At 64.2% G+C, this 26,338-nt stretch carries 27 protein-coding genes and 1 tRNA gene; 17 read left to right on the top strand and 11 right to left on the bottom strand.

Annotation, left to right across the window (positions count from 1 at the left end; all coding sequences use genetic code 11):
• Positions 1-66: 66 nt before the first annotated feature.
• The 7 genes from ACEQZY_RS18375 to ACEQZY_RS18405 all read left to right on the top strand — a co-directional run bounded on the left by ACEQZY_RS18375 (position 67) and on the right by ACEQZY_RS18405 (position 5,772).
• A complete protein-coding gene (locus ACEQZY_RS18375) occupies positions 67-516 on the top strand; it encodes a GNAT family N-acetyltransferase (RefSeq protein ID WP_341701826.1) in 450 nt (149 codons plus the stop codon).
• A 67-nt stretch (positions 517-583) separates the two neighbouring features.
• Positions 584-1,693: a PA0069 family radical SAM protein gene (locus ACEQZY_RS18380; protein WP_370156351.1), complete on the top strand. Its 1,110-nt coding sequence runs from the start codon at positions 584-586 to the stop codon at positions 1,691-1,693.
• A gap of 58 nt (positions 1,694-1,751) precedes the next feature.
• The gene (locus ACEQZY_RS18385) at positions 1,752-2,177 is read left to right on the top strand and encodes a hypothetical protein (protein WP_341701828.1); all 426 of its coding nucleotides are present in this window, start codon (positions 1,752-1,754) and stop codon (positions 2,175-2,177) included.
• Between the two features lie 67 nt (positions 2,178-2,244).
• Positions 2,245-2,586 carry a hypothetical protein gene (locus tag ACEQZY_RS18390; RefSeq protein WP_370156353.1) on the top strand — a complete coding sequence of 114 codons (342 nt, stop codon included), beginning with the start codon at positions 2,245-2,247 and terminating at the stop codon, positions 2,584-2,586.
• Positions 2,587-2,596: 10 nt separating this feature from the next.
• Positions 2,597-4,003 carry a TolC family protein gene (locus ACEQZY_RS18395; protein ID WP_341701830.1) on the top strand — a complete coding sequence of 469 codons (1,407 nt, stop codon included), beginning with the start codon at positions 2,597-2,599 and terminating at the stop codon, positions 4,001-4,003.
• A 16-nt stretch (positions 4,004-4,019) separates the two neighbouring features.
• Positions 4,020-5,300: a copper oxidase gene (locus tag ACEQZY_RS18400; RefSeq protein WP_341701831.1), complete on the top strand. Its 1,281-nt coding sequence runs from the start codon at positions 4,020-4,022 to the stop codon at positions 5,298-5,300.
• A gap of 10 nt (positions 5,301-5,310) precedes the next feature.
• The gene (locus ACEQZY_RS18405) at positions 5,311-5,772 is read left to right on the top strand and encodes a cupredoxin family protein (protein ID WP_341701832.1); all 462 of its coding nucleotides are present in this window, start codon (positions 5,311-5,313) and stop codon (positions 5,770-5,772) included.
• 36 nt (positions 5,773-5,808) lie between these two features.
• On the opposite strand, the gene ACEQZY_RS18410 is transcribed toward ACEQZY_RS18405, so the two are convergent.
• From ACEQZY_RS18410 to ACEQZY_RS18430, 5 genes are all read right to left on the bottom strand, one after another.
• Positions 5,809-6,024 (bottom strand): hypothetical protein, encoded by a 216-nt coding sequence (locus ACEQZY_RS18410; protein ID WP_341701833.1) that lies wholly within the window; start codon positions 6,022-6,024, stop codon positions 5,809-5,811.
• Between the two features lie 111 nt (positions 6,025-6,135).
• Positions 6,136-6,435: a hypothetical protein gene (locus tag ACEQZY_RS18415; protein WP_341701834.1), complete on the bottom strand. Its 300-nt coding sequence runs from the start codon at positions 6,433-6,435 to the stop codon at positions 6,136-6,138.
• Positions 6,436-6,670: 235 nt separating this feature from the next.
• Entirely contained in the window at positions 6,671-8,149 is a 1,479-nt protein-coding gene (locus tag ACEQZY_RS18420) for a DUF294 nucleotidyltransferase-like domain-containing protein (protein ID WP_341701835.1), read from the bottom strand.
• Positions 8,142-8,912, bottom strand: coding sequence for a 3'-5' exonuclease (locus ACEQZY_RS18425; RefSeq protein WP_341701836.1), 771 nt, complete (start codon positions 8,910-8,912; stop codon positions 8,142-8,144). Before ACEQZY_RS18425 ends, ACEQZY_RS18420 begins: the two co-directional genes overlap by 8 nt.
• Positions 8,913-8,916: 4 nt before the next feature.
• A complete protein-coding gene (locus tag ACEQZY_RS18430) occupies positions 8,917-9,552 on the bottom strand; it encodes a hypothetical protein (protein ID WP_370156357.1) in 636 nt (211 codons plus the stop codon).
• A gap of 148 nt (positions 9,553-9,700) precedes the next feature.
• Between ACEQZY_RS18430 and ACEQZY_RS18435 the strand changes: the two genes are divergently transcribed.
• From ACEQZY_RS18435 to ACEQZY_RS18455, 5 genes are all read left to right on the top strand, one after another.
• Positions 9,701-9,967 (top strand): DUF4212 domain-containing protein, encoded by a 267-nt coding sequence (locus ACEQZY_RS18435; protein ID WP_341701838.1) that lies wholly within the window; start codon positions 9,701-9,703, stop codon positions 9,965-9,967.
• Positions 9,968-9,986: 19 nt separating this feature from the next.
• Positions 9,987-11,834, top strand: coding sequence for a sodium:solute symporter family protein (locus ACEQZY_RS18440; protein WP_370156359.1), 1,848 nt, complete (start codon positions 9,987-9,989; stop codon positions 11,832-11,834).
• Between the two features lie 98 nt (positions 11,835-11,932).
• On the top strand, positions 11,933-12,256 hold the full coding sequence (locus tag ACEQZY_RS18445; protein WP_341701840.1) for a YggT family protein: 324 nt from the start codon (positions 11,933-11,935) through the stop codon (positions 12,254-12,256).
• A complete protein-coding gene (locus tag ACEQZY_RS18450) occupies positions 12,253-12,552 on the top strand; it encodes a hypothetical protein (RefSeq protein WP_341701841.1) in 300 nt (99 codons plus the stop codon). Before ACEQZY_RS18445 ends, ACEQZY_RS18450 begins: the two co-directional genes overlap by 4 nt.
• A gap of 12 nt (positions 12,553-12,564) precedes the next feature.
• Positions 12,565-13,041 (top strand): hypothetical protein, encoded by a 477-nt coding sequence (locus ACEQZY_RS18455; protein ID WP_341701842.1) that lies wholly within the window; start codon positions 12,565-12,567, stop codon positions 13,039-13,041.
• Positions 13,042-13,050: 9 nt separating this feature from the next.
• Here the strand turns inward: ACEQZY_RS18455 and ACEQZY_RS18460 are convergent, their stop codons facing one another.
• From ACEQZY_RS18460 to ACEQZY_RS18480, 5 genes are all read right to left on the bottom strand, one after another.
• Complete coding sequence (locus ACEQZY_RS18460) at positions 13,051-13,875, bottom strand: adenylate/guanylate cyclase domain-containing protein (RefSeq protein WP_341701843.1); 825 nt, start codon at positions 13,873-13,875, stop codon at positions 13,051-13,053.
• A gap of 139 nt (positions 13,876-14,014) precedes the next feature.
• Positions 14,015-14,091, bottom strand: a tRNA-Ile gene (locus ACEQZY_RS18465).
• A 35-nt stretch (positions 14,092-14,126) separates the two neighbouring features.
• A complete protein-coding gene (gene rpoD, locus ACEQZY_RS18470) occupies positions 14,127-16,178 on the bottom strand; it encodes an RNA polymerase sigma factor RpoD (protein WP_370156362.1) in 2,052 nt (683 codons plus the stop codon).
• Between the two features lie 75 nt (positions 16,179-16,253).
• Positions 16,254-18,101 carry a DNA primase gene (gene dnaG, locus ACEQZY_RS18475; protein ID WP_370156364.1) on the bottom strand — a complete coding sequence of 616 codons (1,848 nt, stop codon included), beginning with the start codon at positions 18,099-18,101 and terminating at the stop codon, positions 16,254-16,256.
• A gap of 66 nt (positions 18,102-18,167) precedes the next feature.
• A complete protein-coding gene (locus ACEQZY_RS18480; protein ID WP_341701846.1) occupies positions 18,168-18,626 on the bottom strand; it encodes a GatB/YqeY domain-containing protein in 459 nt (152 codons plus the stop codon).
• A gap of 316 nt (positions 18,627-18,942) precedes the next feature.
• Between ACEQZY_RS18480 and carA the strand changes: the two genes are divergently transcribed.
• From carA to ACEQZY_RS18505, 5 genes are read left to right on the top strand one after another with little or no spacing between them, the layout of a single operon-like run.
• Positions 18,943-20,118, top strand: a complete 1,176-nt coding sequence (carA, locus tag ACEQZY_RS18485) for a glutamine-hydrolyzing carbamoyl-phosphate synthase small subunit (RefSeq protein WP_370156366.1) — start codon at positions 18,943-18,945, stop codon at positions 20,116-20,118.
• 31 nt (positions 20,119-20,149) lie between these two features.
• Positions 20,150-23,383, top strand: coding sequence for a carbamoyl-phosphate synthase large subunit (carB, locus tag ACEQZY_RS18490; protein ID WP_341701848.1), 3,234 nt, complete (start codon positions 20,150-20,152; stop codon positions 23,381-23,383).
• A gap of 22 nt (positions 23,384-23,405) precedes the next feature.
• Entirely contained in the window at positions 23,406-23,879 is a 474-nt protein-coding gene (gene greA, locus ACEQZY_RS18495) for a transcription elongation factor GreA (RefSeq protein ID WP_341701849.1), read from the top strand.
• A 36-nt stretch (positions 23,880-23,915) separates the two neighbouring features.
• On the top strand, positions 23,916-24,776 hold the full coding sequence (locus ACEQZY_RS18500) for an alpha/beta hydrolase (RefSeq protein WP_370156369.1): 861 nt from the start codon (positions 23,916-23,918) through the stop codon (positions 24,774-24,776).
• Between the two features lie 10 nt (positions 24,777-24,786).
• Entirely contained in the window at positions 24,787-25,479 is a 693-nt protein-coding gene (locus ACEQZY_RS18505) for a response regulator transcription factor (protein WP_341701851.1), read from the top strand.
• Here the strand turns inward: ACEQZY_RS18505 and ACEQZY_RS18510 are convergent.
• The gene (locus ACEQZY_RS18510; protein ID WP_370156371.1) at positions 25,476-26,231 is read right to left on the bottom strand and encodes an enoyl-CoA hydratase/isomerase family protein; all 756 of its coding nucleotides are present in this window, start codon (positions 26,229-26,231) and stop codon (positions 25,476-25,478) included. The two genes, ACEQZY_RS18505 and ACEQZY_RS18510, sit on opposite strands and share 4 nt — an antisense overlap.
• Positions 26,232-26,338 lie beyond the last annotated feature (107 nt).

The raw sequence follows: 26,338 nt of genomic DNA on the forward strand, positions 1-26,338 counted from the left end.
TGGTGCTGCCCGCCGGGTGACGGCCGGGCTATGCAGGCGTATCAACCTTTACGAAAGTCCGAGTCCATGTCCGATATCGTGATCCGCCCGGTCGCTGCCGGAGACCGTGCCGCCTGGGAAAAACTGTGGCACGGCTATCTGGCCTTCTACGAGAAGACCATCCCGCAGGCCGCCACCGACCACACCTGGCAGCGGCTGTTCGATCCGGCCGGTGCGGTCGAAGGGCTGCTTGCCGTGGATGCGGACGGCGCGGCGCTCGGGCTGGTGCAGTATCTGCATCATGCCTCCACCTGGAGCGTCGGCGGCAATGTCTATCTGCAGGACCTGTTCGTGGTGCCCGAAGCGCGGGGCAGGCGCATCGGCCGCCGCCTGATCGCGGCCGTGACCGACATCTCCAAGCAGAAGGGCGCCGCGGTGCTCTACTGGCAGACCGAGGAATTCAACGGCCCGGCGCGGCGACTGTATGAGCGGGTTGCCAAGCGCGCGCCCTTCGTGCGCTACAATATCGAACTATGATAGCATTATATTCCTGCAATTAAGATTATTCTTGATTTGTTCTTAATGCTGCGGCATGCTTTCGGGCATGGGCAAATTCACCGAACGTGCCGTTTCCACCCCCGCCGACCACGCGCATCCCGATGCGCGGCGGGGCCGTGGCGCCCTGTCGACGGTGCGCAGCCGTTACGACAGCGAGACGCGGCAGGCCGAGGATGACGGCTGGGACAATCTGGAAGAGGCCGAGCCACTGCGTACCGTGCTCCACGCCGATACCAGCCGCAGCATCATCGCCTGGAACAAGTCGCCCGACATTCCCTTCGACCGCTCGATCAATCCCTACCGGGGCTGCGAGCATGGCTGCATCTACTGTTTCGCCCGGCCGAGCCACGCCTATCTGGGTTTTTCACCCGGTCTCGATTTCGAGACCCAGATCATGGTCAAGCGCGATGCCGCCGCCCTGCTGCGCAAGGAACTGAATGCGAAAGGTTACATGGCGGCCACACTCTCGATGGGCTCGAATACCGATCCCTACCAGCCGGCCGAGCGCGACGAGAAGGTCACCCGCAGCATCCTCGAGGTGCTGCTGGAAGCACGGCATCCCCTCGGGATGGTGACCAAGAATTTCCTCATCACCCGCGACATCGACATCCTGTCGGAGATGGCGAAACTTGGTCTCGTGAAGGTTTTTGTCTCGGTCACCACGCTGGACCGCAGGCTGGCCCGTGCCATGGAACCGCGGGCGTCCACGCCGCCGAAACGGCTGGAGGCAATCCGGCTGCTGAATGCGGCCGGCATTCCCGCCGGCGTGATGACGGCACCGATGATTCCGGCCCTGAACGACATGGAACTGGAGCGTATCCTCGAAGCCGCCCATGAAGCCGGCGCCCGCGAGGCCGGATGGGTGCTGCTGCGGCTGCCTTTCGAACTGAAGGAATTGTGGCGGGAATGGTTGCAGGAACATTACCCCGACCGGGCAACCCGGGTGATGAAGCTGGTGCAGGAAGCCCGCGGCGGCAAAGACTATGTGGCCGATTTCGGCGGCCGCATGCGCGGTGAAGGGGCCTATGCCGACCTGATCGCCCAGCGTTTTGCCCTGACGATCCGCAGGCTCGGCATGAATGAACGCCGCCTGCGCCTGCGCCGCGATCTGTTCGTTCCCCCCGCCCTTGACGAACGGCAGGGCCGGCTGTTCTGACGGTCTTGTGCCGGCCGGCCCTTGACCTTCCCATATGGGCAGCTTTTATCCTGCCGCCATGACCAAGCTTTTGCCCAGTCATGGCCGGGTGGTCCGGCTGCTGGCTGCCCTTCTGCTGCTGGCGCTGGCAGGGGTGCCGCCGCTCGCGCTTGCGGTCCCGGCAGCCAGCCCGGCGGGCCCCGGAGGCATGCCGGGAGCGGCCTGGCATGTCATGCCCGATCGGCCTGCCGGGATGGCAGCCGATGCCGCGTCCGATGCCGATTGTCACAAGAGCGTGGGCCAGGCAGAACCGGCCGGTCCGGCCGAACTGCCCTGTGCCAGCGGTTGTGCCGCCTGTGGCAGCTGTCTGTTCGTGCAGGCAGCCCTGCTGCCCGTGCTTCTGCCGGCCGCGCATCGCATCGCTTTCGCCATGCCGGATGCCGATCCGCCTGCCCTGCACCTGATCCGGCGCACTCATCCGCCGCTGCGTCCGCCCCGCATCTGACCGGCTGTCTGCCGGGCCGCCTGTGCGGCCGGGATATCCGTTGCTCCACAGATGCAAGAGGCCAGTGATGCCTGTATTTCGCCCGTTTGCGGGACCCGCACGCCGTCTGGCGGCACTCCTGCTGCTTTCCATTCCTGCCGCCGGCTGCGCTGCAGCCGCTCCTGACCTGCCCGAACTGCGGCCGGCTGACATGCCGGCGACGGCGCCTGCGGCCTCCGCCTTTGCCGGCTATCACACCTTCGCGCCGGGCCTGCGCGACGACTGGCACAGCCTGAAGCCGGCGCCAGTCATGGACCACAGCGGTATGGACCACAGCAAAATGGATCACAGCCGCATGGGCCACGGGATGCAGCCGGCAGAGACGGAAGCGGCCCCGCGACCGGCCATGCCGGCAGGCCACAAGCATTGAGGAGGCGGCAATGACCACATTGAAACTGCCTGCCGCCCGGGCCGGTTGCCTGCTCATTGTTGCCGGCCTGCTGGCCGGTTGTGCGGAGGGTATCGCCACGCGCGGATTTGACGAAGCGGCGCAGACCGCGGGCCAGGCTCTCGGCCGCCAGCCGGTCTGGATCCGCAGCGATGAAGACAAAGCCAGGGTGGAGGCCCGTGTCGGCGCGCTGCTTGGCCAGCCGCTCAGTCCCGATGATGCCGTCGAGGTTGCGCTGCTGAACAATCGCGGCCTGCAGGCCCGGTATGCCGAACTGGGGCTCAGTGCCGCCGATCTCGCCCAGGCCGGCCGGCTGCCCAATCCCGGTTTCAGCTTCAAGCGTCTCAGCCGGGGTGGCGATCTCGATATCGAACGGCAGGTCAGCCTCGATGCCATGGGCGTGCTGGTCCTGCCGCTGCGGCATGCCATCGAGAGCCGCCGCTTCGAGCAGGCCAAGCTTCAGGCAGCGAACGATATCCTTGTCCTGGCGGCGGAGGTGCGGCGGGCGTGGTTTCGTGCTGTCGCGGCGCAGCAGGCAGCAGCCTACATCGCACAGGTGAAGGATGCTGCCGAGGCCCGCGTCGATCTCGCGCGCCGCATGCACCGTACCGGCAACTGGAGCCTGCTCGATTATGCGCGCGAGCAGGCTTTCTATGCCGAAACCGTCGGCCGCATCGCGCGGGCCAAACTCACCGCCACGGCAGAGCGCGAACGGCTGGTGCGGCTGCTGGGTCTGTGGGGCGGGGATGCGGCTTTCCGGCTGCCTGACCGCCTGCCGGAATTGCCTGCCACCCTGCAGCCGGCCGGCGACCTGGAGGCAAAGGCCCTGGCCGAGCGCCTGGATATCCGTGCCGGCCGGGCCGAGGTCGCCGGACTTGCGACATCATTGGGCCTGACCCGAACGACGCGCTTGGTGAACGTGCTGGAAACCAGCTATTTCCGCAACAGCGCGTCGGGCCAGGCGCGGCAGACCGGCTACGAGATCCGGCTGGAGATTCCGCTATTCGACTGGGGTGATGCGAAGGTCGCCCATGCGGAACAGACCTACATGCTTGCGGTGAACCGGCTGGCCGAACGTGCGGTCAATCTGCGTTCGGAGCTGCGTGAAACCTGGGGCGAATACAACACCAGCTGGGAATTGGCCCGGCACTACCGCGATGAGGTGATCCCGCTGCGGCAGACCATCTCGCAGGAAATGCAGCTGCGGTACAACGGCATGCTTGTCAGCGTATTTGAACTGCTGGCCGATGCCCGCGAGCAGATATCCGGGGTTACCGACGCCATAACGGCGCAGCGGGATTTCTGGCTGTCTGAAACCGCCCTGCGCTTTGTCACCCTGGCCGATACCGGGGCGGGTGCTGCCGCGCCGCCCCTGTCGCTGGCCGCGGCCGGCGAATGACACGGAGACCGAAATCATGATCACACGACGCAACCTGATCACCAGCGGCGCCATGATCGGCGCCGCCGCCGTTGCCAGATCCGCCCTGGCGGCCCTTCCGGAACCGGCCTATCCCGGCGGTGCCGGTACCGAACCGCCGCCACTGCCGCCGAGCGGGCGTCCGTTCCATCCGGTCGTCACTCTGAACGGCTGGTCGGCACCCTGGCGGATGAATGACGGCTGGAAAGAGTTTCATCTGGTGGCCGAACCGGTGGAGCGCGAACTTGCGCCAGGCATGACCGCGCGCCTGTGGGGCTATAACGGCCAGACGCCGGGGCCGACCATCGAGGCGGTCGAGGGCGACCGGCTGCGCATCTTCGTGACCAACCGGCTGGCAGAACACACCACCGTGCACTGGCATGGCATCCTGCTGCCCAGCGGCATGGACGGCGTCGGCGGTCTCACTCAGCCCCAGATTCCGCCGGGCAAGACCTTCGTCTACGAATTCACGGTCGGGAAATCCGGCACCTTCATGTACCACCCGCATGCCGACGAGATGGTGCAGATGGCGATGGGCATGATGGGGTTCCTGGTCGTGCATCCGCGTGATCCGGCGCAGCGCCGCGTCGACCGCGACTTCGTTTTTCTGGTCAACGCCTTCGATATTGAGCCTGGTGCAGCCGTTCCGAAGGTGGCGACCATGACCGAGTTCAATATGTGGTGCTGGAACAGCCGGGTATTCCCCGGCATTGATCATCTGGCGGTCCGGCGCGGTGACCGGGTGCGGATCCGCATGGGCAATCTGACCATGACCAACCACCCGATCCACCTGCATGGCTACAGTTTCACAGTCACCGGCACCGATGGTGGCTGGGTCCCTGCTTCGGCGCAGTGGCCCGAAGTCACGGTGGATCTGCCTGTCGGCGCCATGCGGGCCATCGAGTTTGTGGCCTATGCACCCGGCGACTGGGCCTTCCACTGCCACAAAGCACATCACACCATGAACGCGATGGGACATAACGTGCCGACCATGATCGGTGTGGACCAGAGCACGGCGGCGCGGAAGATGACTTCTCTGATCCCGGGCTACATGGCGATGGGACAGGCCGGCATGGCCGACATGGCGGAAATGCAGATGCCGCTGCCCCATAATACCCTGCCGATGATGACCGGCACCGGGCCATTCGGCCCGATCGAGATGGGCGGCATGTTCAGCGTGGTGAAAGTGCGTGATGGATTGGCGCGCGGCGATTACCGTGATCCGGGCTGGTACAGGCACCCGCCTGGCACAGTGGCGCGCGAATGGACCGGATCGTGAGGAGAAGGCAATGAAAAATCCCCTGATTCTGGCCGGTGTAATGCTGCTGCTGGCAGCGCCGGTCTTCGCCCACGGACCCGGTGGGCACGGTGACGGCCGGCCGCCAACCGGCATGCCGGGCAAGCCTGGCGCACCCGCACGGACCATCCGTATCGAAATGGCCGAGCCGATGCGTTTCATTCCGGACCGCATCAGCGTGCGGCGCGGCGAAACCATCCGCTTCGTATTCAGCAACAGCGATGACCGCGACCATGAGTTCATGATCGGGGAGATCGGTGCGCTGCGGGCGCATGCCGAGGAAATGCGCAAACACCCGGGCATGATTCACAAGGAGGAGAATGCCGTGACGGTTCCGCCCTGGAACGAGGGCGAGCTGCTCTGGCAGTTCACGTCGGCAGGGCAGGTGGATTTCGCCTGCCTGCTCCCGGGCCATTTCGAGGCCGGCATGCGAGGAGTCGTAACAGTGGAGTAGGGCGGGACTGGCTGTGAGGATTATGCCCTGCAGGCCCTAGGGCCGCATGAATTCGTAGTCCCGGTCTTCCAGATTGTCGATCACGAACATCAGTTCGGACCGGATGTCATCCGCTTTGCGGTGCTGTTTCATGATGCGCACCGCCTCGGTGATCAGGGTGCCGGCCACCGTTTCCGGCGGAATTGCGGCGCTCGCGGCTTCCTGCAGCAGAGCAGCGACATGCTGGCTGACCAGTTCATAGGGCGTGGACATGGGGCTTCTCCGGGCGGGCCGAGCAGCCATCATGAGGAGATTATCCGGGCCTGCATTGACCCGCATCAAGCAGGCTGGAAAATCCGGATGCTGTCGATTCGGCCGGGCTGATCAGGCCGCCGATTTGGGGGCGGTCGCCTTGATGCTGCGGGCGTTGATGATGTCATTCAGTTTGCCGACCTGGGCTTCCAGCCGGGCAATCTCGAGCATCAGGTCGGCAATGCGCTTGTGCAGGGCTTTGGTTTCGGCCTGCATGGCCTCTAGGCGGGACTGGCGGCGTTTCAGCTCGCCAGTGTTCCACTCATAGGCAAGGGTGCGGCGCCGCTCGGCCCCGCGGATGACCAGAAACACATAGATCAGGCCGGGGATGCCGATCAGCCAGAAGCCGAGTATCGCCAGAAAATCCATCACGTCAGCTTGCTCCCATCACTCTGCATGTTCCGGCACTCTTGCGGTGCGGTGCCGGGGATTTAGCGGCAGCAGCGACCCGCCGTCCATGGGCAAGATGCGGCAGCCACATAAATACAAGATGTGATGGAAATAGATTTTTCCGCGCCGCCAGTGGTGGTTGCCGGCTGCTGCCTCAGGGCGCGCCATGGGCCCGGCAATGCAACCGCCGGCACGGGAGTGGCTCGGCGCCGACGAGTCAGGCCGGCCCGCCGGTCAGGACATCCTGCACCATCTCGGGCAGCAGTTCGATATGCTTCAGGGCTGCCTTCAATTGCGTCCGGTCGCGTTTCGACAGGATCTCGGCATCGATACGGCTGCCGGGGGCGCGGCCTGCAGCGAGGTCGGCAATCTGCTGGCGCAGGATCAGCCGCAGCAGCAGTTCCTGCGCGTCCACCAGGCGGCTGAGATCGTCTTCGCCGATCGGCGGATGTGGTCCGGCGCAGACCGCACGCAGGCGGGCGCCGGTACCGGTTTCGGCGATGCCATGTTTCAGCGCCATCACCCGCGCGGCGCTGACCAGCGGCAGCAGGCCGCCGAGCTTGAGATCGACGCGGCCTTCTTTCTCGCGCAGGCGGCCGAAAAAGTCGATTGCCGGATGAATCTGCGCCGTCTGCTCGGCCAGCAGGCGCAGGAACAGCTGCGCCCCGCGGGCGGCGGCCAGGGCCTCGGTGCGCAAGTTCTCGCCCAGGCGCAGAGCACCATGAACCGGGCGCAGGTCGTAGAAGATATCCACATTCAGCAGTGCTTCCGGCGCCGGCCGGCGGATCCAGTCAGTGACGCGGGCGCGCCACTGGCCCTGGTTGCCGCGCCAGCCGGTATTCTTCGCCATGACACCGCCCTTGCAGTAGGGAATGCCGGCATCATTCAGCAGGTCGGCGATGCGCTCGCCGGCACGGGCAAACCAGCCGTCATCTTCTGTGCTTCCGGCATGAATGATGGCGTTGTCCTGGTCGGGGCTGAGCAGACTTTCTCCGCGACCGCCGGAGCCAAGGATCAGCATGCACCATGGTGCCGGGGCTGGTTCGCCGGCGGCGGACATCTGGGCCTCGACAATGGCGGCGGCGCGGGCCGTGATGTCGGCATAGATACTGCTGATCACCGCAGCTATCGCGACCGCACTGCTGCCTTCTTCCAGCAGGGTGGCGGCCAGATGCGGCAGGGCAGAGCGGGCGTGGGCCAGTTGCCCGGCTGTCTGTGCGACGTCGAGCTCGTCGGCGATCACCTGCCCTTCCAGTGCGCGCATCTGCAACAACGCGCGGGCCGAAACCATGCCGGTATAGCGACCGGCATCGTCGGTGACCGGCAGGTAGCGCAGATTCAGCCGGCGCATGCGGCCGATGGCACGGAAGACAAAAGCGCTTTCTGAGATCGCGACGATATCGGCGGTCATGATGTCGGCCGCCGTCATGCGCAGGGCCGCCTCGCCATGGCGGCCGAGTGCGCGGGTCAGGTCGCGCTCGGTCAGGATGCCGGCATGCTGGTCGAACCGGTTGCGTACCAGCAGGGCGCCGCGCTGTTCTTCGGCCATGCGGCGTGCGACGGCGGTCAGAGGGGCATCTTCCTCAATATCGCAGGGCGGCGTCCGCATCACATCGGCGACGCGGCGGCGGTAGGGTTCGAGATCGGCCGGATGCGCTGGGGATGCCGCCATGGCCGTTTCGCTATCGTCAGCCATGAGGTGCCCCTTCATGCTGTGGTCCGCGATGTGGTGGCAGCAGATCGCCGATCGCCCAGCCGGCGCCGGCCTGGCCGTGCAGGAGGTCGCGCTGCTTCGCCATCAGGCTGCGGGCTGTGCCCAGGGTGGCAACGCCCAGCCGGCTGAGCGCCGGCAGCAGATGGCTCCAGATTCGTGCAGCCGTTTCGGCATCGCCAAGCGCGGTGTGGCGGCCATCGACCGTGACGCCGAAATCGGCAGCAATGGCCTCAAGCGTGATGGTCGCCACCCGGGGTTTCAGTCCGGCATAGAGCAGGCCAATATCCAGTGCGGCGGCGGGAGGATGGAAGGGCAGGCGGATGCGCTCGGCCTCGTGCCGCAGGATGGCAAGGTCGAAGGCGATGTTATGGCCGACAAGGACGCGACGCTGCCAGTAGCCAAGCAGGCTGGGTGCCACCAGCGCGAAGGAGGGGGCATAGGCGACATCGGTATCGGAGATGCCGTGGATGGCACTGGATCTGGCCGGAATCCGGATGCCCGGGTGTACCAGATAGTCGAGCGGCGGGGTGTTGTCCCGGCTGCCGCCGGACAGGCGCAGGGCGCCGATCGAGACGATGCGGTCGCGCAGCACGTTCAGTCCGGTGGTCTCTGTGTCGAGCGCCACGCAGGGCAGGGTCGATAGCGGCTCGTCGGCCGGAAAGACGGCATGGGCCAGGACGGCATGCGGCGGGCTGCGCAGCCCGGCCAGCAGGCGGCCGATGCCGCCGATCAGCCGCTGGCGCATGGCATCAGTCGGTGCTGTCCGCAGTCAGCGCCGCCACCAGCGCCGGCCGGTCAAAACGTTTCAGCATCTGGCTGTGCATGGCCAGCGCATGCAGGCGGAGGTCGCCGTAAATGACTTCACGGTCATTGCGCTTGAGGCGGTCGGCAATCGGAACGATGTCATGCACGAGGGCCGCCGTATCACGGACCACCTGGGCCGGTTGTGCCGGCTCGGCAGTGCGGCTGAGCGCGAAGCGGGCGGCGAAAGCCTCGGCCCGATCGGTCCAGTCGCTGCGGTGCGGCGGGACATGCTCCCCGAGCCAGTCGGGATACAGGGTGGCGATGTGGCCGGCCAGCCGGGATCGCGCGGCCGGGTCGGCCGGCCGCAGGAAACCTTCCACCAGCACGAGGGTGTCGGCGAGGGTGCCGGCATAGGCTTCCCAGCGGCAGATCTCGACACCATCGCGAAACAGGGCCTCGCCCATCAGTTTGTCATAATCCTGCATGGTCTTGACACGGCAGTAGCCGAAGACCGATTTCTGGGCGAGATAGGCGGCCTCGCCAGTGACGAAGGCCTTGAACTCTGCTGCAGAAGCGACCGCAGGTGGAAAGAAGTAGTCTTTTGTGCGGCGCAGCAAACTGCTTTTGCGGTCCATCATCATGTCCGTTTCCCCGGCGCCGGAACCTTCGACCTAGGTCTAATGCATTGATATAGCCGGCGCTGCCTATACTCCCACCAGCCGGTGCCGGGAATCAATCCCCGGCATGAGAGCCATAACTACAACGACATCTGGGGCAGGAGCACGCACAATGTCAGACCTTTCTCCTGAACGGGCCAGGGCCTACTGGGGCCGGACTTCCGGACTCATGTGGACCATGCTGGCCATCTGGTTCTTCTTCGGCTTTGTGGTGCATTTCTTTGCGCCGCAGCTGAACAGCATCCGCATCATTGGTTTCCCGCTCGGCTTTTACATGGCCGCGCAGGGCTCGCTGATCGCCTTCGTCATCTCGCTGTTCTGGTTCGCCTCGAAGCAGAACGCGATCGACGAAGAGTTCGGCGTGGCGGAAGACGAATAATCCTGGGGGAAATGACGCCATGGCAAACAACACGCAAAGCGGGGGTCGGAGTTTTATCGACAACCTCGGCAAGATTTACGGGATCTACACGGGCGGCTTTGCCGCCTTCGTGATCGTTCTCGCCATCCTTGAGCAGATGGGCGTGCCGAACAAGGTGATCGGCTATCTGTTCGTGTTCATGACGGTCGGTGTCTATGCGCTGATCGGCATCCTGTCGCGCACTGCGGAAATGGGCGAATACTACGTCGCCGGCCGCAAGGTGCCGGCCTTCTACAACGGTATGGCCACCGGCTCCGACTGGATGAGCGCAGCCTCGTTCATCGGTATGGCCGGCTCGCTCTACCTGCTCGGTTACGGCGGCCTTGCCTTCGTGCTGGGCTGGACCGGCGGCTACCTGCTGGTGTCCATCCTGCTGGCCCCGTATCTGCGCAAGTTTGGCCAGTACACGGTGCCGGACTTCCTCGGTGCCCGTTACGGCGGCAACATGGCCCGCTTCGTCGGCGTGATCGTGCTGGTCTCTGCTTCGTTCACCTATGTGACGGCGCAGATTTTCGGTGTCGGCATCATCGCCTCGCGCTTCCTCGGCATCTCGTTCGAGGTCGCGGTGTTCGTCGGTCTGGCAGGCATCCTGGTCTGCTCGATGCTGGGCGGCATGCGGGCGGTGACCTGGACGCAGGTGGCGCAGTACATCATCCTGATCATCGCCTACCTGATCCCGGTCGTGATCATGTCGGCGAAGGTGACCGGCGTGCCGATCCCGCAGCTGATGTATGGCCAGGCGCTCGAGAAGATCCAGGCGCTTGAGGGGACCATCGGTGTCGTCAAGGGGCATACGGCCGTGTTCGCCGATGCCAAGGGACAGCCGAACTTCCTTGAGGCGGTCAACTTCTTCGCGCTGATCCTCTGCCTGATGGTCGGCACGGCTTCGCTGCCGCACATCCTGATGCGCTACTTCACCACGCCCAGCGTGCGGGAAGCGCGCCAGTCGGTGGCCTGGAGCCTTCTGTTCATCTTCCTGCTGTATTTCACGGCGCCGGCCTATGCGGCTTTCGCCAAGCTGGAAGTGTATCAGAACGTGATCGGTGCCCAGGTGGCCTCGCTGCCCGGGTGGGTGAAATCGTGGGGTGACATCGGCCTCGTCGGTGCCTGTGATGCCGCCGATGCGGCGCAGAAATTCGCGCTCTGCAAGGGCGTCACCGGCAATGGTGACGGCATCCTGCAGCTGAGCGAGTTCCGTATCGCGGCGGACGCCATCGTGCTGGCCACGCCGGAAATCGCCGGTCTGCCCTACGTGATTGCCGGCCTGGTTGCGGCGGGTGGTCTCGCGGCGGCGCTCAGCACGGCCGACGGCCTGCTGCTCGCCATCGCCAACGCGCTCAGCCACGACATCTACTACCGGATGGTCGATCCGCATGCCCCGACCAAGCGTCGCCTGATCATCAGCCGCGTGCTGCTGATCCTGGTGGCGATCGTCGCGGCCTATACGGCTTCGACCAAGCCCTCGACCATCCTCGCGATGGTTGCCTGGGCCTTCTCGATCGCCGCCTCGGGCCTGTTCCCGGCGCTGGTGATGGGTATCTGGTGGAAGCGGACGACCGGCGCTGGCGCCGTGGCCGGCATGATTGCCGGTTATGGTGTGTGCGTGTTCTACCTGGTGACGACCCAGTTCTATGGGGCGGATCTCTGGTTCGGGATCCGGAACATCTCCTGCGGCCTGTTCGGTATGCCCGCAGCGTTCATCGTTACCTATGTGGTCAGCATGATGACGGCGGCCCCGTCGAAGGAGATGCAGGATTTCATCGACAGTATCCGCATCCCGAAGGGCGACGTGAAACTCGCCAATGCTGATGATGCCGTGATCCACTAACAGGCTACTGCTTGTCGAAGGCGGCGGGGATCGTATACTGATCCCCGCCGTTTTCTTTTTCAGAGGGCCCGTCCGGCGGGCCCGCCCGAGACCCCCGCATGAACCTGGATACCGATTTTTTCTGGAGCCACCTGCCATACTGGGTGGTGGCCTATGGCCTTGCCCTGATCGGGTGGACCTGTGTCGGCCGTTTCCTGATGACGGCCTTTCTGCCGCCAGATCATCCGAACTATATCTTCCGTTTCTTCAGGCTGCTGACAAACTGGGCGATCCGGCTGACTGACGGCATCACGCCCCGCTTCGTCAACCCGCGCTTTCTGCCGCTGGTAACAACTTTCTGGGCCTTTGCGCTGCGCTACGCCGCCCATTTTGCCTTCGCCTATTACGGTATGGCACCGAGTCTCGGCCAGGGGGCGGCATGAGCCCGCGCAGCCTGTTCGTGGCCGTGCTGGGCGTGACCCTGCTGAACGGCTTTGTGTCGCCGGCAGTGCCGATGGTGTTTTTTATGGCGCCGATCTGGATGCCGGAATTTGCCCCGCATACGCCGGTGGCCATCCTTTACGGGACGTCCCTGATCGTCTCGGTTTCGACACTGCTCATATCGGGCGTGCCGGCAGCCCTGTTCGAGCGGCTGACCGGCCGGCAGGAAACCGACCAGGCCTCCATGCTTGTCTGGCTGGGGGCGGCGATTCTGCTCACGCTGCCAGGGTTGCTATAGCCGGGGGACTGCATGGCCGAACGCATCGAAGACCAGGTGCGGGCCAAGGCAGTCCTTTCGGTGGGGCGCGGCTGCTTCTTCGGGGCGCTGGCCATCTGGTGCGTGATGATCGGCCTGATTGCAGAGCCGCTGCAGTCGCTGAAATCCGGGGCCATCCTCACCATGCTGCTGGCCTGCGTGCTGCTGCTCAAGGCCGGCCGGGTCACCCATCTGTCTTACAAGCGAACCGAGGTCTGGCTGCTGCTGGACCGGCGGATCGATCTGCCGCCGGTGGTAGCGCAGCAGATTATCACCCGGATCCTGCGGGACGTGTATCTGCGCGCGACCCTCTATGCCACCATTGCCGCGATCGGTTTCTGGTTCATGGCCCTGCTGTTCTGGCTGTTCGGCGCCGGGAACGGTGGTTTTGGCGGCAATGGCGGTGCGGCCGTTCCATCGCTGGCGGCGCGTGCAGTCGACAGCCTGATTGGCTGGTGGGCCGGGCCGTGAAAGGACTTGCTATTCCGACGTCCGGTCCTGACGACGCCGGAACGGCCACAGGCCGCCGGGAAAGGCATCGGTGGGGTATTTCAGGGCGAGCATCAGGCCGATGCCCAGCATCGGCCAAACGAACCACAGATAGCGCGTGCTGGTCAGCAGGTTGATGAGGACAAGAAAGACCAGGACGATACCCGCCCGCAAGGCATGCCGTTGCCAGTTCTGCAGGGCGGCAGCCGTGTCGCGCGGGGCTTCGCCATGAGGCGCCGGGGGCGGTAGTGGGGCGGAACGGGGCGTCGCGGCGGCCTCCTGCGGGCCGACCAGCACGCGCCAGGCTGGCACGGGTTCGGCGATGTTCTTGATGTCCGGAGTGCCGAGAAAAGCGAAACCGATATCGAGTTTCCTGCGGACCTGGTCATGGACGGTGCCGGAAATACAGATGCCGCCCGGCTCGGCCAGGGATTCCAGGCGCGCGGCGATATTGACCCCTTCACCATAGATGTCGTCGCCGTCGATCATCACATCGCCAAGATTGATGCCGATGCGGAACTGCATGGGGGGAATCATCGGCGTTTGCGCATTGCGGGCCGCAATGCTGCGCTGGGTTGCCACTGCCGCGAAGACGGCTTCTACCGGCGAGCCGAATTCGGCCAGCAGGCCATCGCCCCAGGTGTTGATGGTGCGGCCGTGATGCCGCTCGATCTCGGCGACCATCACCGCCCGGTACTGTTTCAGGCGGGTGATCGTGCCGACCTCGTCCCGTTCGACCAGTGTGCTGTAGCCCTGCACGTCAGCACAGAAGATCGTCGTCAGCTTGCGGCGCAGGTCGGGACCGGTTTCCGTCATAACGACCTCGGTGACACGGGGGTGGACTGATCTCCGCCATTATAGCCGGGCCGCCGGGCGGCGCAGCGGGATTCGCTCGCCGCTGTGACCGCGACCCAGCCTCGCGGCGGCCGGGAAGGGGGCGTGTCGTCTGGGGGAATGGTGGGCCCGGCAGGACTTGAACCTGCAACCAGACCGTTATGAGCGGCCGGCTCTAACCAGTTGAGCTACAGGCCCGGAGAAGGGCGCTCCGGAAAATCGGGGCGCCGGTCTCAGGTATCCAGGAAGGAACGGAGTTTGCGCGACCGGCTCGGATGTTTCAGCTTGCGCAGGGCCTTGGCCTCGATCTGACGGATTCGCTCGCGGGTGACCGAGAATTGCTGGCCGACTTCTTCCAGCGTGTGGTCGGTGTTCATGCCGATGCCGAAGCGCATGCGCAGAACGCGTTCCTCGCGCGGGGTCAGGGTCGCCAGCACCCGCGTGGTGGTCTCGCGCAGGTTGGAGTTGATGGCGGCATCGACCGGCAGGACGGCGTTCTTGTCCTCGATGAAGTCACCCAGATGCGAATCTTCCTCGTCGCCGATTGGCGTCTCAAGGCTGATCGGCTCCTTGGCGATCTTGAGCACCTTGCGCACCTTCTCCAGCGGCATGCCAAGTTTGGCGGCCAGCTCTTCCGGGGTCGGTTCGCGGCCGATCTCGTGCAGCATCTGGCGGCTGGTGCGGACCAGCTTGTTGATCGTCTCGATCATATGCACCGGGATGCGGATGGTGCGTGCCTGGTCGGCGATCGAGCGGGTGATCGCCTGCCGGATCCACCAGGTGGCGTAGGTCGAAAACTTGTAGCCGCGGCGGTATTCGAACTTGTCGACCGCCTTCATCAGGCCGATGTTGCCTTCCTGGATCAGGTCAAGGAATTGCAGGCCGCGGTTGGTGTATTTTTTGGCGATCGAGATGACGAGGCGCAGGTTGGCCTCGACCATTTCCTTCTTCGCCACGGCGGCCTCGCGCTCGCCTTCGCGCACCTGCTTGTAGATGCGCTTGAACTCCGAGATCGGCAGGCCGAATTCGGTGGCGATGACGGCGATCTGCTCGCGGATCGGGTTGACGTCACGAGCCGCGGTTTCACTGAACTTGGCCCAGCCCTTGTGGGTTTTCAGCTTGCCGACCTTGGACAGCCATTTCGGGTCAAGTTCCTGTCCCTCATACTGCTTGAGGAATTCCTCGCGCGGAATCCTGCAGCTTTCGGCGGCGCGCAGCAGCTTGCCTTCCTGCATCATCAGCCGCTTGTTCAGGCTGTACATGTTCTCAACCAGAAACTCGATGCGGCTGTTGTTGAGATGCACGGCTTCCATCAGGCCGACCATCTCGTGCTTCAGCTTCTGATAGGCCTTGTCCTTCTTGGCATCGATGTCTTGATGCACCAGTGCGGCCTGCAGGCGCTCTTCCTGGGTTTTCTGCAGCTTCTTGTAATGTTTGGCGATGGCGTCAAGCGCTTCCAGCACCTGCGGCTTGAGCTGCGCCTCCATAGCGGCAAGCGACAGGTTGGCCTCGTCTTCCTCGTCCAGCTCCTCCGGGGCCGCGGGTGCCTCGGCTTCGGCCTCGGCATCTTTCGCCTTGACCTTCTTTTCGGCCTTCACCGGTGCCGCCTCGGGCTTGGCGGGCCGGGCTTCGACTTTGGGGGCGGCGGGTGCGGCCGACGGATCGGCATCCTCGTCCTCGTCGCCTTCCATGCCCGGTTCGGGCCCGGCGCCACCGCCCATGGTGGCCTCAAGGTCGACCACGTCGCGCAGCAGAATCCTGCCGTCGACCAGATCGTCGCGCCAGCGGACGATGGCCTGGATGGTCAGCGGGCTTTCGCAGATCGCGCCGATCATCTTCTCGCGACCGGCTTCGATGCGCTTGGCGATGGCAATCTCGCCCTCGCGCGACAACAGTTCGACCGAGCCCATTTCGCGCAGATACATGCGAACCGGGTCGTCGGTGCGGTCGACCTCGGCCTTGGCGGGCGCGGTCTCCCCTTCCGCTTCGCTGGCCTCGGCCTCGGCCTCGTCCTTGTCGCTGGCGGCCTCGTCCTGGTCTTCGGACTCGACAATGGTGATGCCCATTTCGGACAACATCGCCATCGTGTCTTCGATCTGCTCGGAGGAGACCTGTTCCGGCGGCAGCACGGCGTTGATCTCGTCATAGGTGACGTAGCCGCGCTCTTTCGCCTTGGCCAGCATTCGCTTGATCGCCGCAATCGAGGCGTCGATCAGCGGGGTGTCGGCGACTTCCTCTTTTTCGGGTGCTTCCGAAGCGTCAGGGGCCGCTGCTTGTTTCGCCATGCCGGGTCCTAACTCGTCCTGTCCGTGAAAACCAAACCTGTGAAAAAACGCAAAGCCGCTCCCGACGGGAACGGCTCAATCGGTATCCGATGCCGAAACCTGGCTGCGCGCCGAACCGACCTCTGCCTGAAGGGCGACAAACCGCTGCCATGCCTCTGGATTGGTGTCGCTGGCCAGATCGGCCTCTGCAGCCGCCAGTTCCTGCTCCAGCTCCGCCAACCGGTAACGCTGCACAGCCTGATACCACCCCTTTTCCACCTTGTCCCGGGCAGTCCCGGCACGCGCAAACGGCTCGAGAACCCGCCCGCTCTCGCCGGTCGCGAGGTCGAGCTGGGGTCCGAGTCCCTGCTGCCTCAAATGGGCCGCGAAGGCCTCGCCGTCAAGACCCGGATGGCGGGAGGCCTCTTCTAGAATCCGGCTCTTGAGGCTGTCAAGCGGCCCCTGCGGGAAGGACAGGGCGGCGAAGACCTCTCCATGGTCCTCCAGGAGCCAGGGATGGGCCACCACAGCCGCCAGCAGGGCCCGTTCTGTGCGGCCGGACAGGCCACTGGTGATCGGCCCCGTATCCCCCTCGGGCTGCTGCGGCCGGCCAAAGCCGGGCCGGATCCGGCCCGGGCTCCAGTTGCGGCCGCCCGGGGGCCATGCGGTCCGGGCGGGTGCAAACAAATTGCGCATACGGGCGCGGAAATGCTCGCGATAGTGGTTCTGAACGGCCGGACTCTTGATCTGGTTGGCCAGGCCGATCAGGGCCGCCTCCAGCGCAGCCCGGCGCTCCGGCGTGTCGAGTGGCCGGTTCTCGGTCTCGCGACGCCAGAGAATGTCGGCAAGCGGCAGGGCATTGGACAGAACCTCATCCATGGCAGCACGCCCCTGGCTGCGGACCAGATCATCCGGGTCCTGACCGCCCGGCAGAATGGCAAACCGAAAGGACCGGCCGGGCTCCAGCAGCGGCATGGCGCGGTCGGCTGCCCTGAGTGCTGCCCGCCAGCCGGCATTGTCGCCATCAAAACAGAGAATCGGCTCGTTGCTCAGCCGCCAGAGCAGCGCCATCTGCTCTTCCGTCAGTGCGGTTCCCAGCGGGGCGACGGCATGGGCGATGCCTGCCTGGGCGAGGGCGATCACGTCCATATAGCCTTCGACCACCACGACCGCCCCGGCCTCGCGGGCAGCCTCGCGGGCGTTGGCATGGTTGTAGAGGTTGAAGCCCTTGTGGAAGAGGGGGGTCTCCGGTGAATTCAGGTATTTGGCCGGAGCATCCGGATCCAGCGCCCGACCGCCGAAGGCAATCACCCGGCCGCGTCGGTCCCCGATCGGGAACATCACCCGGTTGCGGAAACGGTCGTAGCTGGCGCCACCCTCTTCGGGTTTGATCAGCAGTCCGGCCTCGACCAGCATCGTTTCCGGGATATTCCGCGCCAGCATGGCCTCTTTCAGGGCCGTGCGACTGGCGGGAGCGTAGCCCAGTCGGAACCGCTCGACGGTGTCGGCGGTCAGCCCGCGCTTGCGAATGTAGGCGCGGGCTTCGGTGCCGGTATCCCCCTGCAACTGTGCCTGGAACCATTTTGCCGCTTCTTCCATGGCCTTGCCCAGTGTTGCGGCCTGGTCGGCTTTCTGGCGGTCCTCGGGGCGAACCTGCGGCACGGCTAGGCCGGCCTCCTGGGCGATCTGCTCGACGGCCTCAGGGAAAGACAGGCCGGCATTGCGCATCACGAAGCCGATCACGTCGCCATGGGCGCCGCAGCCGAAGCAATGGAAAAAGCCCTTGTCGTCGTTGACGGTAAAGGAGGGGGTCTTTTCGTTATGGAACGGGCACAGGCCGGTGAATTCGCGGCCGCGCTTGATCAGGCGCACCGAACGCCCGATGACACCTGACAACGGCACCCGGTTGCGGAGTTCTTCAAGAAAGGAATCGGGAAATGCCATAACCCCTCTTCCCCGGCCCGACTCAGGGCCCAGGCGACAAAGCTGCCAAGGCTAGCAAGGAAGCGCCTAGGTCAGAAGCCCTTTCAGGACGGCCGCAGCCTTGGAAAAGTCCATCTGACCAACATACTTGCCCTTCAGAACGGCCATGGCCTTGCCCATGTCCTTGATGCCCTGGGCGCCGACCTCGGCTATCGCAGCCTTTGCCGCCGCCTCGACCTCAGCTTCGGACAGCTGCTGGGGCAGGTAGGTCTCGATGATGGCGATTTCTTCCTTTTCCTGCTCAACTAGGTCGAGCCGGCCGCCCTGCTCATAGGCGGTGATCGATTCGCGGCGCTGGCGCACCATGGTCTGCAGCATCGCAAGAATGTCGGTTTCCGGAATGCCGCTGCGGTCGGCCCCATCGGTACGGGCAGCGATGTCACGATCCTTCAGCGCAGCCAGAATTAGACGCAGGGTAGCCGTGCGGCGGGCATCCTTTGCCTTCATGGCGTCCTTGAGCGCCTGGTTGAGCGTCTCGCGCAGCATCCTTCATCCCCCAGCGGTATACAGAATCGTATTTTTCGGAAGGGGGGCAGCATAGACCAAGGCGGGGATTCGCGCAAATCTGTAAGCGTCTGAAAAATATGCATATTCCGACGGGTTGACGGACTTGACCTATGGCCGGGTTTTGGTATCGTCCCACCCCGGTCGCCGCAGCGAGGCATCGCTGCCGCAATCATCGTATAATCTGTCCCGTACCGCCGGAGCTGGGCTTAGCGCATCGCCCTCCGGTGGTTTTTTGCGGCCAGATTGCCAGATTTCGCCGGGCCTGATGCCCGGTCTGCGTATGGAGAAACCGGAGATGGCCCAGACAGCGAAATATGCCGCCGCGCCCGGACCGGGCTACACCGGCGTTGTGGTCCTGGCCGATGGCGGCGTCTTCTGGGGATACGGACTGGGCGCCGAGGGCGACGCGGTCGGCGAAGTCTGCTTCAACACCTCGATGACCGGCTATCAGGAAATCCTCACCGACCCCTCCTATGCCGGGCAGATCATCAGCTTCACCTTCCCGCATATCGGCAATGTCGGCACCAACCTGGAAGATATCGAGACCCAGGGCATTGCTGCCCGCGGTCTGATCCTGCGGGCGCCGGTCACGTCGCCGTCGAATTTCCGCAGCCACAGCCATCTTGATGACTGGCTGAAGCTGCGGTCGCTGGTCGGCGTCTCTGGCATCGATACCCGGGCCATGACCCGGCGCATCCGGGATGGCGGTGCGCCGAACGGCGTGGTTGCCCATCGCCAGGACGGCAAGTTCGACCTTGAGGCTCTGCATGCCAAGGCGAAGAACTGGCCGGGGCTGGAAGGCATGGATCTGGCCGCCGAGGTCAGCTGCCGTCAGACCTATACCTGGGACGAGACACGCTGGCAGCTTGGCCAGGGCTACGGCCGCCAGACAGCGCCTAAATTTCATGTCGTGGCCATCGACTACGGCATCAAGCGCAACATCCTGCGCTGCCTGGCCGATGCCGGTTGCAAGGTCACGGTCGTGCCCGGCAACAGCTCGGCCGAGGATGTGCTGCGGCACCAGCCCGATGGCGTGTTCCTCTCCAACGGCCCCGGCGATCCGGCGGCTACCGGCGAATATGCCGTGCCGGTGATCCGCAGCCTGATTGGCAGTGGCAAGCCGGTCTTCGGTATATGCCTGGGCCACCAGATGATGGCGCTGGCGCTCGGTGGCCGCACCGGCAAGATGGATCGCGGTCATCGCGGAGCCAACCACCCGGTGAAAGATCTCGAGAGCGGCAAGGTGGAGATCACCAGCCAGAATCATGGTTTCTGTGTGATCGAGGACAGCCTGCCGGCGAATGTGGTCCGCACGCACATATCGCTGTTCGACGGTTCCAACGAAGGCTTGAAGCTGACCGACAAGCCGGTCTTCTCGGTGCAGTACCATCCGGAAGCCTCGCCCGGCCCGCAGGACGCCCATTATCTCTTCGACCGTTTCGTAAAACTGATGGAGCAGCAGCGCAGCTGACGCGGGTTTCGCGCACTGCCCCAGGTGAATCATGCCCAAACGTACCGATATCAAAAGCATTCTGATCATTGGCGCCGGTCCTATCGTGATCGGACAGGCCTGCGAATTCGATTACTCCGGTACCCAGGCCTGCAAGGCGCTGAAGGAAGAGGGCTACCGCGTCATCCTGATCAACTCCAACCCGGCGACGATCATGACCGATCCCGGGCTGGCAGATGCCACCTATATCGAGCCAATTACGCCCGAAATCGTCGCCAAGGTGATCGAGAAGGAGCGGCCCGATGCCTTGTTGCCCACCATGGGCGGGCAGACCGCGCTGAACACCGCGATGAAACTCGACGAGCAGGGCGTGCTGAAGAAATTCGGCGTCAAGATGATTGGCGCGGCCCGCGAAGCCATCGAGATGGCGGAAGATCGCGAGAAATTCCGTCAGGCTATGAACCGCCTGAAGCTCGACATGCCGCGTTCGGGCACGGCGCACACGCTGGATGAGGCCCGCGCACTGCTTTCTCATGTCGGCCTGCCGGCCGTGATCCGGCCGTCCTTCACTCTGGCCGGCACCGGCGGCGGTATCGCCTATACCCGGGAAGAATTCGACGAGATCGTCGCCGGCGGCCTCGATGCCTCGCCGACCACCGAAGTGCTGATCGATGAATCGGTGCTGGGGTGGAAGGAATATGAGATGGAGGTTGTCCGCGATCGCAAGGACAACTGCATCATCATCTGTTCGATCGAGAATATCGACCCGATGGGCGTGCATACCGGCGACAGTATCACCGTGGCGCCGGCGCTGACGCTGACCGACAAGGAATATCAGATCATGCGGGACGCCTCGATGGCGGTGCTGCGCGAGATCGGCGTTGAAACCGGCGGCTCGAATGTGCAGTTCGCCGTCAACCCGGCCGACGGGCGCATGGTTGTCATCGAGATGAATCCGCGCGTCTCGCGCTCGTCGGCGCTGGCTTCGAAGGCAACCGGATTCCCGATCGCCAAGGTCGCCGCCAAACTGGCCATCGGCTACACGCTGGACGAGCTGATGAACGATATCACCGGTGTGACGCCGGCCTCGTTCGAACCGACCATCGACTATATCGTCACCAAGATGCCGCGCTTCACCTTTGAGAAGTTCCCCGGCACTGCGCGCCTTCTGACCACCTCGATGAAGTCGGTCGGCGAGGCGATGTCGATGGGACGCTGCTTCCAGGAGAGCCTGCAGAAGGCCCTGCGCTCGATGGAGACCGGCCTGACCGGCCTCAATGAGATCACTATCCCAAATGCCGAGGATCCGGACGGCAGGGAAGCTATTGTCGCCGCGCTGGCCAAGCCGACGCCGGACCGTCTGCTGGTAATCGCCCAGGCCTTCCGCCACGGCCTCAGCATCGCCGAGGTGCATGCCGCCTGCAAATACGACCCATGGTTCCTTGAGCAAATCGCCGAACTGGTCGCCGCCGAGGCCGGCATCCGCAAGAACGGTCTGCCGCGTGATGCTGATGGATTGCAGGCGCTGAAGCGCATGGGCTTCTCGGATGCGCGACTGGCTGAACTCGCCAAGCTGGACGAGGCAGCGGTGGCCGCCCATCGCCACAGTCTGAATGTGCGGCCGGTTTTCAAGCGGGTGGATACCTGTGCGGCCGAGTTTGAGAGCCACACTCCTTATATGTATTCAACCTACGAATTCGGTCCGGGCGCCGAATGCGAGGCGCAGCCGCAGGACCGCCGCAAGGTGATCATTCTCGGCGGCGGACCCAACCGGATCGGCCAGGGCATTGAGTTCGACTATTGCTGCGTGCATGCGGCCTATGCGCTGAAGGAGGCCGGGTTCGAGACCATCATGGTCAATTGCAACCCGGAAACCGTCTCGACCGATTACGACACCTCAGACCGGCTGTATTTCGAACCGCTGACTGTCGAGGACGTGCTCGAGATCGTTCGTGTCGAGCAGTCGAAAGGTACGCTGCATGGTGTGATCGTACAGTTCGGAGGCCAGACGCCGCTGAAGCTGGCTGCCGGCCTTGAGGCCGCGCAGGTGCCGATCCTTGGTACCTCACCAGACGCCATCGACCTTGCCGAGGACCGCGAGCGCTTCCAGCAGCTTCTGCAGAAGCTGGGACTGAAGCAGCCGGCCAATGGCATCGCCCGCTCGGAAGACGAGGCGCGGGCCGTAGTCGCCCGGATTGGTTATCCGGTGGTAATCCGGCCTTCCTATGTGCTCGGCGGCCGTGCCATGGAGATCGTGCGCAGTGCGGCCCAGCTCGAGCGTTACATGGCCGAGGCCGTGCAGGTTTCCGGAAAATCGCCGGTACTGATCGACAGCTACCTGTCGGATGCCATCGAGGTTGATGTCGACTGCCTTGCCGATGCCGAGACGCAGTATGTGGCCGGCGTGATGGAGCATATCGAAGAGGCCGGCATCCATTCTGGAGACAGTGCCTGCGCCCTGCCGCCCTACAGTCTGCCGGCCGAGGTGATCGGGGAAATCCGCAGCCAGACCCAGGCGCTGGCCCGGGCGCTGAACGTGGTCGGCCTGATGAACGTGCAGTATGCGGTCAAGGATAGTGTGGTCTATATCCTTGAGGTTAATCCGCGCGCCTCGCGCACGGTGCCGTTCGTGGCCAAGACCATCGGCGCACCGCTGGCCAAGATCGCCTCGCGGGTGATGGCCGGTGAGAAGCTGGCCGATTTCCGCCTCAGCGAGAACCAGCTCGAACATGTGGCGGTCAAGGAGGCGGTCTTCCCGTTCGCACGCTTCCCCGGCGTTGACATTATCCTCGGACCGGAGATGAAATCGACGGGCGAGGTGATGGGGATCGACCGGGATTTCGGCAGGGCTTTTGCCAAGGCGCAGATTGCTGCCGGCACGATGCTGCCGCTTGCCGGCAGTGTTTTCATATCGGTGCGCGATAGCGACAAGCCGGCGCTGGTCGATGCGGCACGCCGACTGATTGCGATGGGTTTCGAGATTGTTGCCACCAGCGGAACCGCACGGTTTTTTGGTGAGCATGGGATTGCCGTGAAGCGCACCAATAAAGTGATGGAAGGGCGCCCGCATATCGTGGATGACATGAAAAACGGTGCCATCCAGCTGGTGTTCAACACGTCGGAGGGAGCCGCTTCGATCCGGGACAGCTTCGATCTGCGCCACACCGCCCTGATGAACAAGATCCCGTATTTCACAACAGTGGCGGGGGCGAAAGCCGCTGTGCGCGCGATCGAGGCCCTGCGCGCCGGAAGTCTTGCCGTCGTCCCGCTGCAGGCTTACTTTTAACGGTCAGCGAGGAAGGGGAATTATGCAGAAGATTCCGATGACCGCGGCCGGGTACCAGCGGCTGGAAGATGAGCTTAAGCACCTGAAGTCCGTCGAGCGGCCGGCCGTTATCCGCGCGATTTCCGAAGCGCGCGAACATGGCGATCTCTCGGAGAATGCCGAATACCATGCCGCAAAGGAGCGGCAGGGCTGGATCGAGACGCGTGTGCTCGAGCTGGAAGACAAGCTGCGCCGTGCAGAGGTCATTGACGTTTCCAAACTGTCCGGCGACAAGGTCAAATTCGGTGCCACGGTCGTGCTGTCCGATGAAGACAGCGGCGAGGAAAGCACATATCAGATCGTCGGGGCCGATGAGGCCGACATCAAGGCCGGTCTGCTCTCGATTACCGCGCCGCTGGCCCGCGCCCTGGTTGGCAAGGCGGAAGGGGACAGCGTCGAGGTAACCACACCGGGCGGCGCCAAGGCCTACGAGATCATTTCAGTCGCATTCAAGTAAACGATCTGCAGGGCGCACCGGCAGGGAGGATATCCGGTGGATCGCGAAACCCTCGACAGGCTCTACAACAATCGTGCTGCCGTTCCGAACCACCAGCAGGATATCGATCGCTGGGAGGCAGCGAGCCGGTTGACGCGCGAGCGGGCTCTCTGCCGCCTCGATCTGCCTTACGGCGCACATCCCCGCGAGAGCTTCGACCTGTTCACGACAGCAGAGCCGGATCGTCCGCTCCTGGTGTTCATCCATGGTGGCTACTGGCAGGCGCTCGACAAATCATGGTTCAGCTTCGTGGCCGATGGCTTCACCATGCCGGCGGCAGGGGGGCTCGCCAATGTCGCGGTGCTCAACTATCCATTGGCGCCCGAGGCCGATATGGATCGCATTGTTGCGTCAATCCGCCGGGCTCTGGTCTGGCTGTGGCGTGAGGCAGCTCCGCTGGGCTTCGACCCGAACCGCATCTATGTCACCGGCCATTCGGCCGGAGGGCATCTGACAGCAATCGCGGCGCTGACCGACTGGACGGCGCAGGACGGTGCCGCACCTGTTGATCTCGTGAAGGGGGGGGTGGCAATCTCCGGCCTCTACGATCTGCTGCCGATCCGCTCCTGCTATCTGAACGACAGGCTGCGCATGACCGGTCCGGTTGCGATCCGGAACAGTCCGCAGTTCATGCTGCCGTTCCATCATGGCGGGCTGCCCCCCCTGGCGTTCGCCGTCGGCAGCGACGAGACGGCGGCTTTTCACGGCCAGCAACACGATTTCGTGAAAGCTTATGCGGAGCGTGGCGGGCAGGTGACGGAAGTCACAGCGCCGGGTATGCATCATTTCAGTATCGTTCACGAACTGGCACGGCCGGATAGTCAGATCCGGTCCGCGCTGGCTGCCATGATGCGATAGGGAGACGGGAATGAGTGGTGCCAAGCGTGTCCTGCTGGTCGATGACGACCGCACCCTGCAGTCGCTGCTGGCCGAACAGCTGGAAACGACCAGGGAATTCACGACCACCTGCGTTAACGATGCCGCCGCGGCTATCGACATCGTCGGGCACGACCATTTTGACCTCGTTCTGCTCGATGTCGGTCTGCCGGACATGGACGGCCGCGATGTCTGCCGGGAGCTACGCCGGCTGGGTGTGCGGGCCCCGATCCTGATGCTGACCGCTGCAGACGCCGATGCCGATACCATCCGCGGCCTGGAATCCGGCGCAAATGATTATATCAGCAAGCCGTTCAAGCTGGGCGTGCTGCTGGCCCGGATCCGGGCTCAGCTGCGTCAGTTCGAGCAGAGCGAGGATGCTGTCTTCACCATCGGGCCCTACACTTTCCGGCCGGCCAACAAGCTTCTGCTGGACAACGAAAAGGCCGGCAGGAAGGTGCGTCTGACCGAGAAGGAAACGGCAATCCTCAAGTTCCTGCTGCGCGCCGGCGGCAAGCCGGTTTCGCGCGAAACGCTGCTCACCGAGGTCTGGGGGTATAACGCCGGTGTATCGACCCACACACTGGAGACCCATATCTACCGGCTGCGGCAGAAGATCGAGCGCAACCCGGGTGAGGCGGCCCTGCTGATCACTGATCCCGGGGGGTACCGCCTGCAGCCCTAGCGTCCGGCAAAGACCGGCGGCCGCTTTTCGGTCATGGCCCGGCGGCCTTCCTGGAAATCTTCGCCATGAAAGCTGGTGGCGAAGCGGTCGCGGGCGGCGCGCTCGTCCAGCAGGCCCTCGGCGATCTGGTTCAGGGTCTGTTTCATACCGCGCAGCGACAGGGGGGCAAGACCGGCCAGCGAGGCAGCAATGCCATCGGCCCGCGCCGGGAGTTCTTCGGCCGGGACCAGCCAATCAAGAAAACCGCAGCGCAGCATTTCCTCCGCATCAAAGGTTTCCGCCGCCAGGAACAGGCGCTTAGCCGGTCCGAGGCCGAGGCGGGTAACGGCGCGTTTCAGCCCATGCACGTGATACTGGATGCCGAGCTTCGCTGGCGGGATGAAGGTTTTCATGCCATGGACGCCGAGGCGGAAATCGCAGGCCAGCGCGAGGTCAGTGCCGCCGCCATAGACGCCGCCTTGCAGTGCACACAGGGTCGGGAAGGGCAGGGCTTCCAGCCGGTCGGCAACCCGCTCCAGCGGACTGTCGCGCCAGTCATGGTTTGCCACTGAAACAAAATCCACGCCGGCGCAGAAACTTTTGCCGGTAGCCTGCAGCACCAGTACACGGATAGCGGGATCGGCGGCCAGATTCAGCAAGGCGGTGTCCAGCGCCTCCAGGTCGGCAATCTCGAGCGCATTGTGCTTTTCCGGCCTGGTAAATGTGATGGTCGCCCGGAAATCGCGGAATTCTTGAATAAATGCTTGAGACATGCGCCGCACCGCCCTTAATCTTGAGGAGAGACATATTCCGTTTTGCCCCGGCCGACGGCAAGGCCCGAGGTCAATGAGGCGCTCCGTCCCTCGACGCTGACGGGAAA

It is taken from the genome of Ferrovibrio sp. (assembly GCF_964218355.1).
Lineage (GTDB): Bacteria > Pseudomonadota > Alphaproteobacteria > Ferrovibrionales > Ferrovibrionaceae > Ferrovibrio.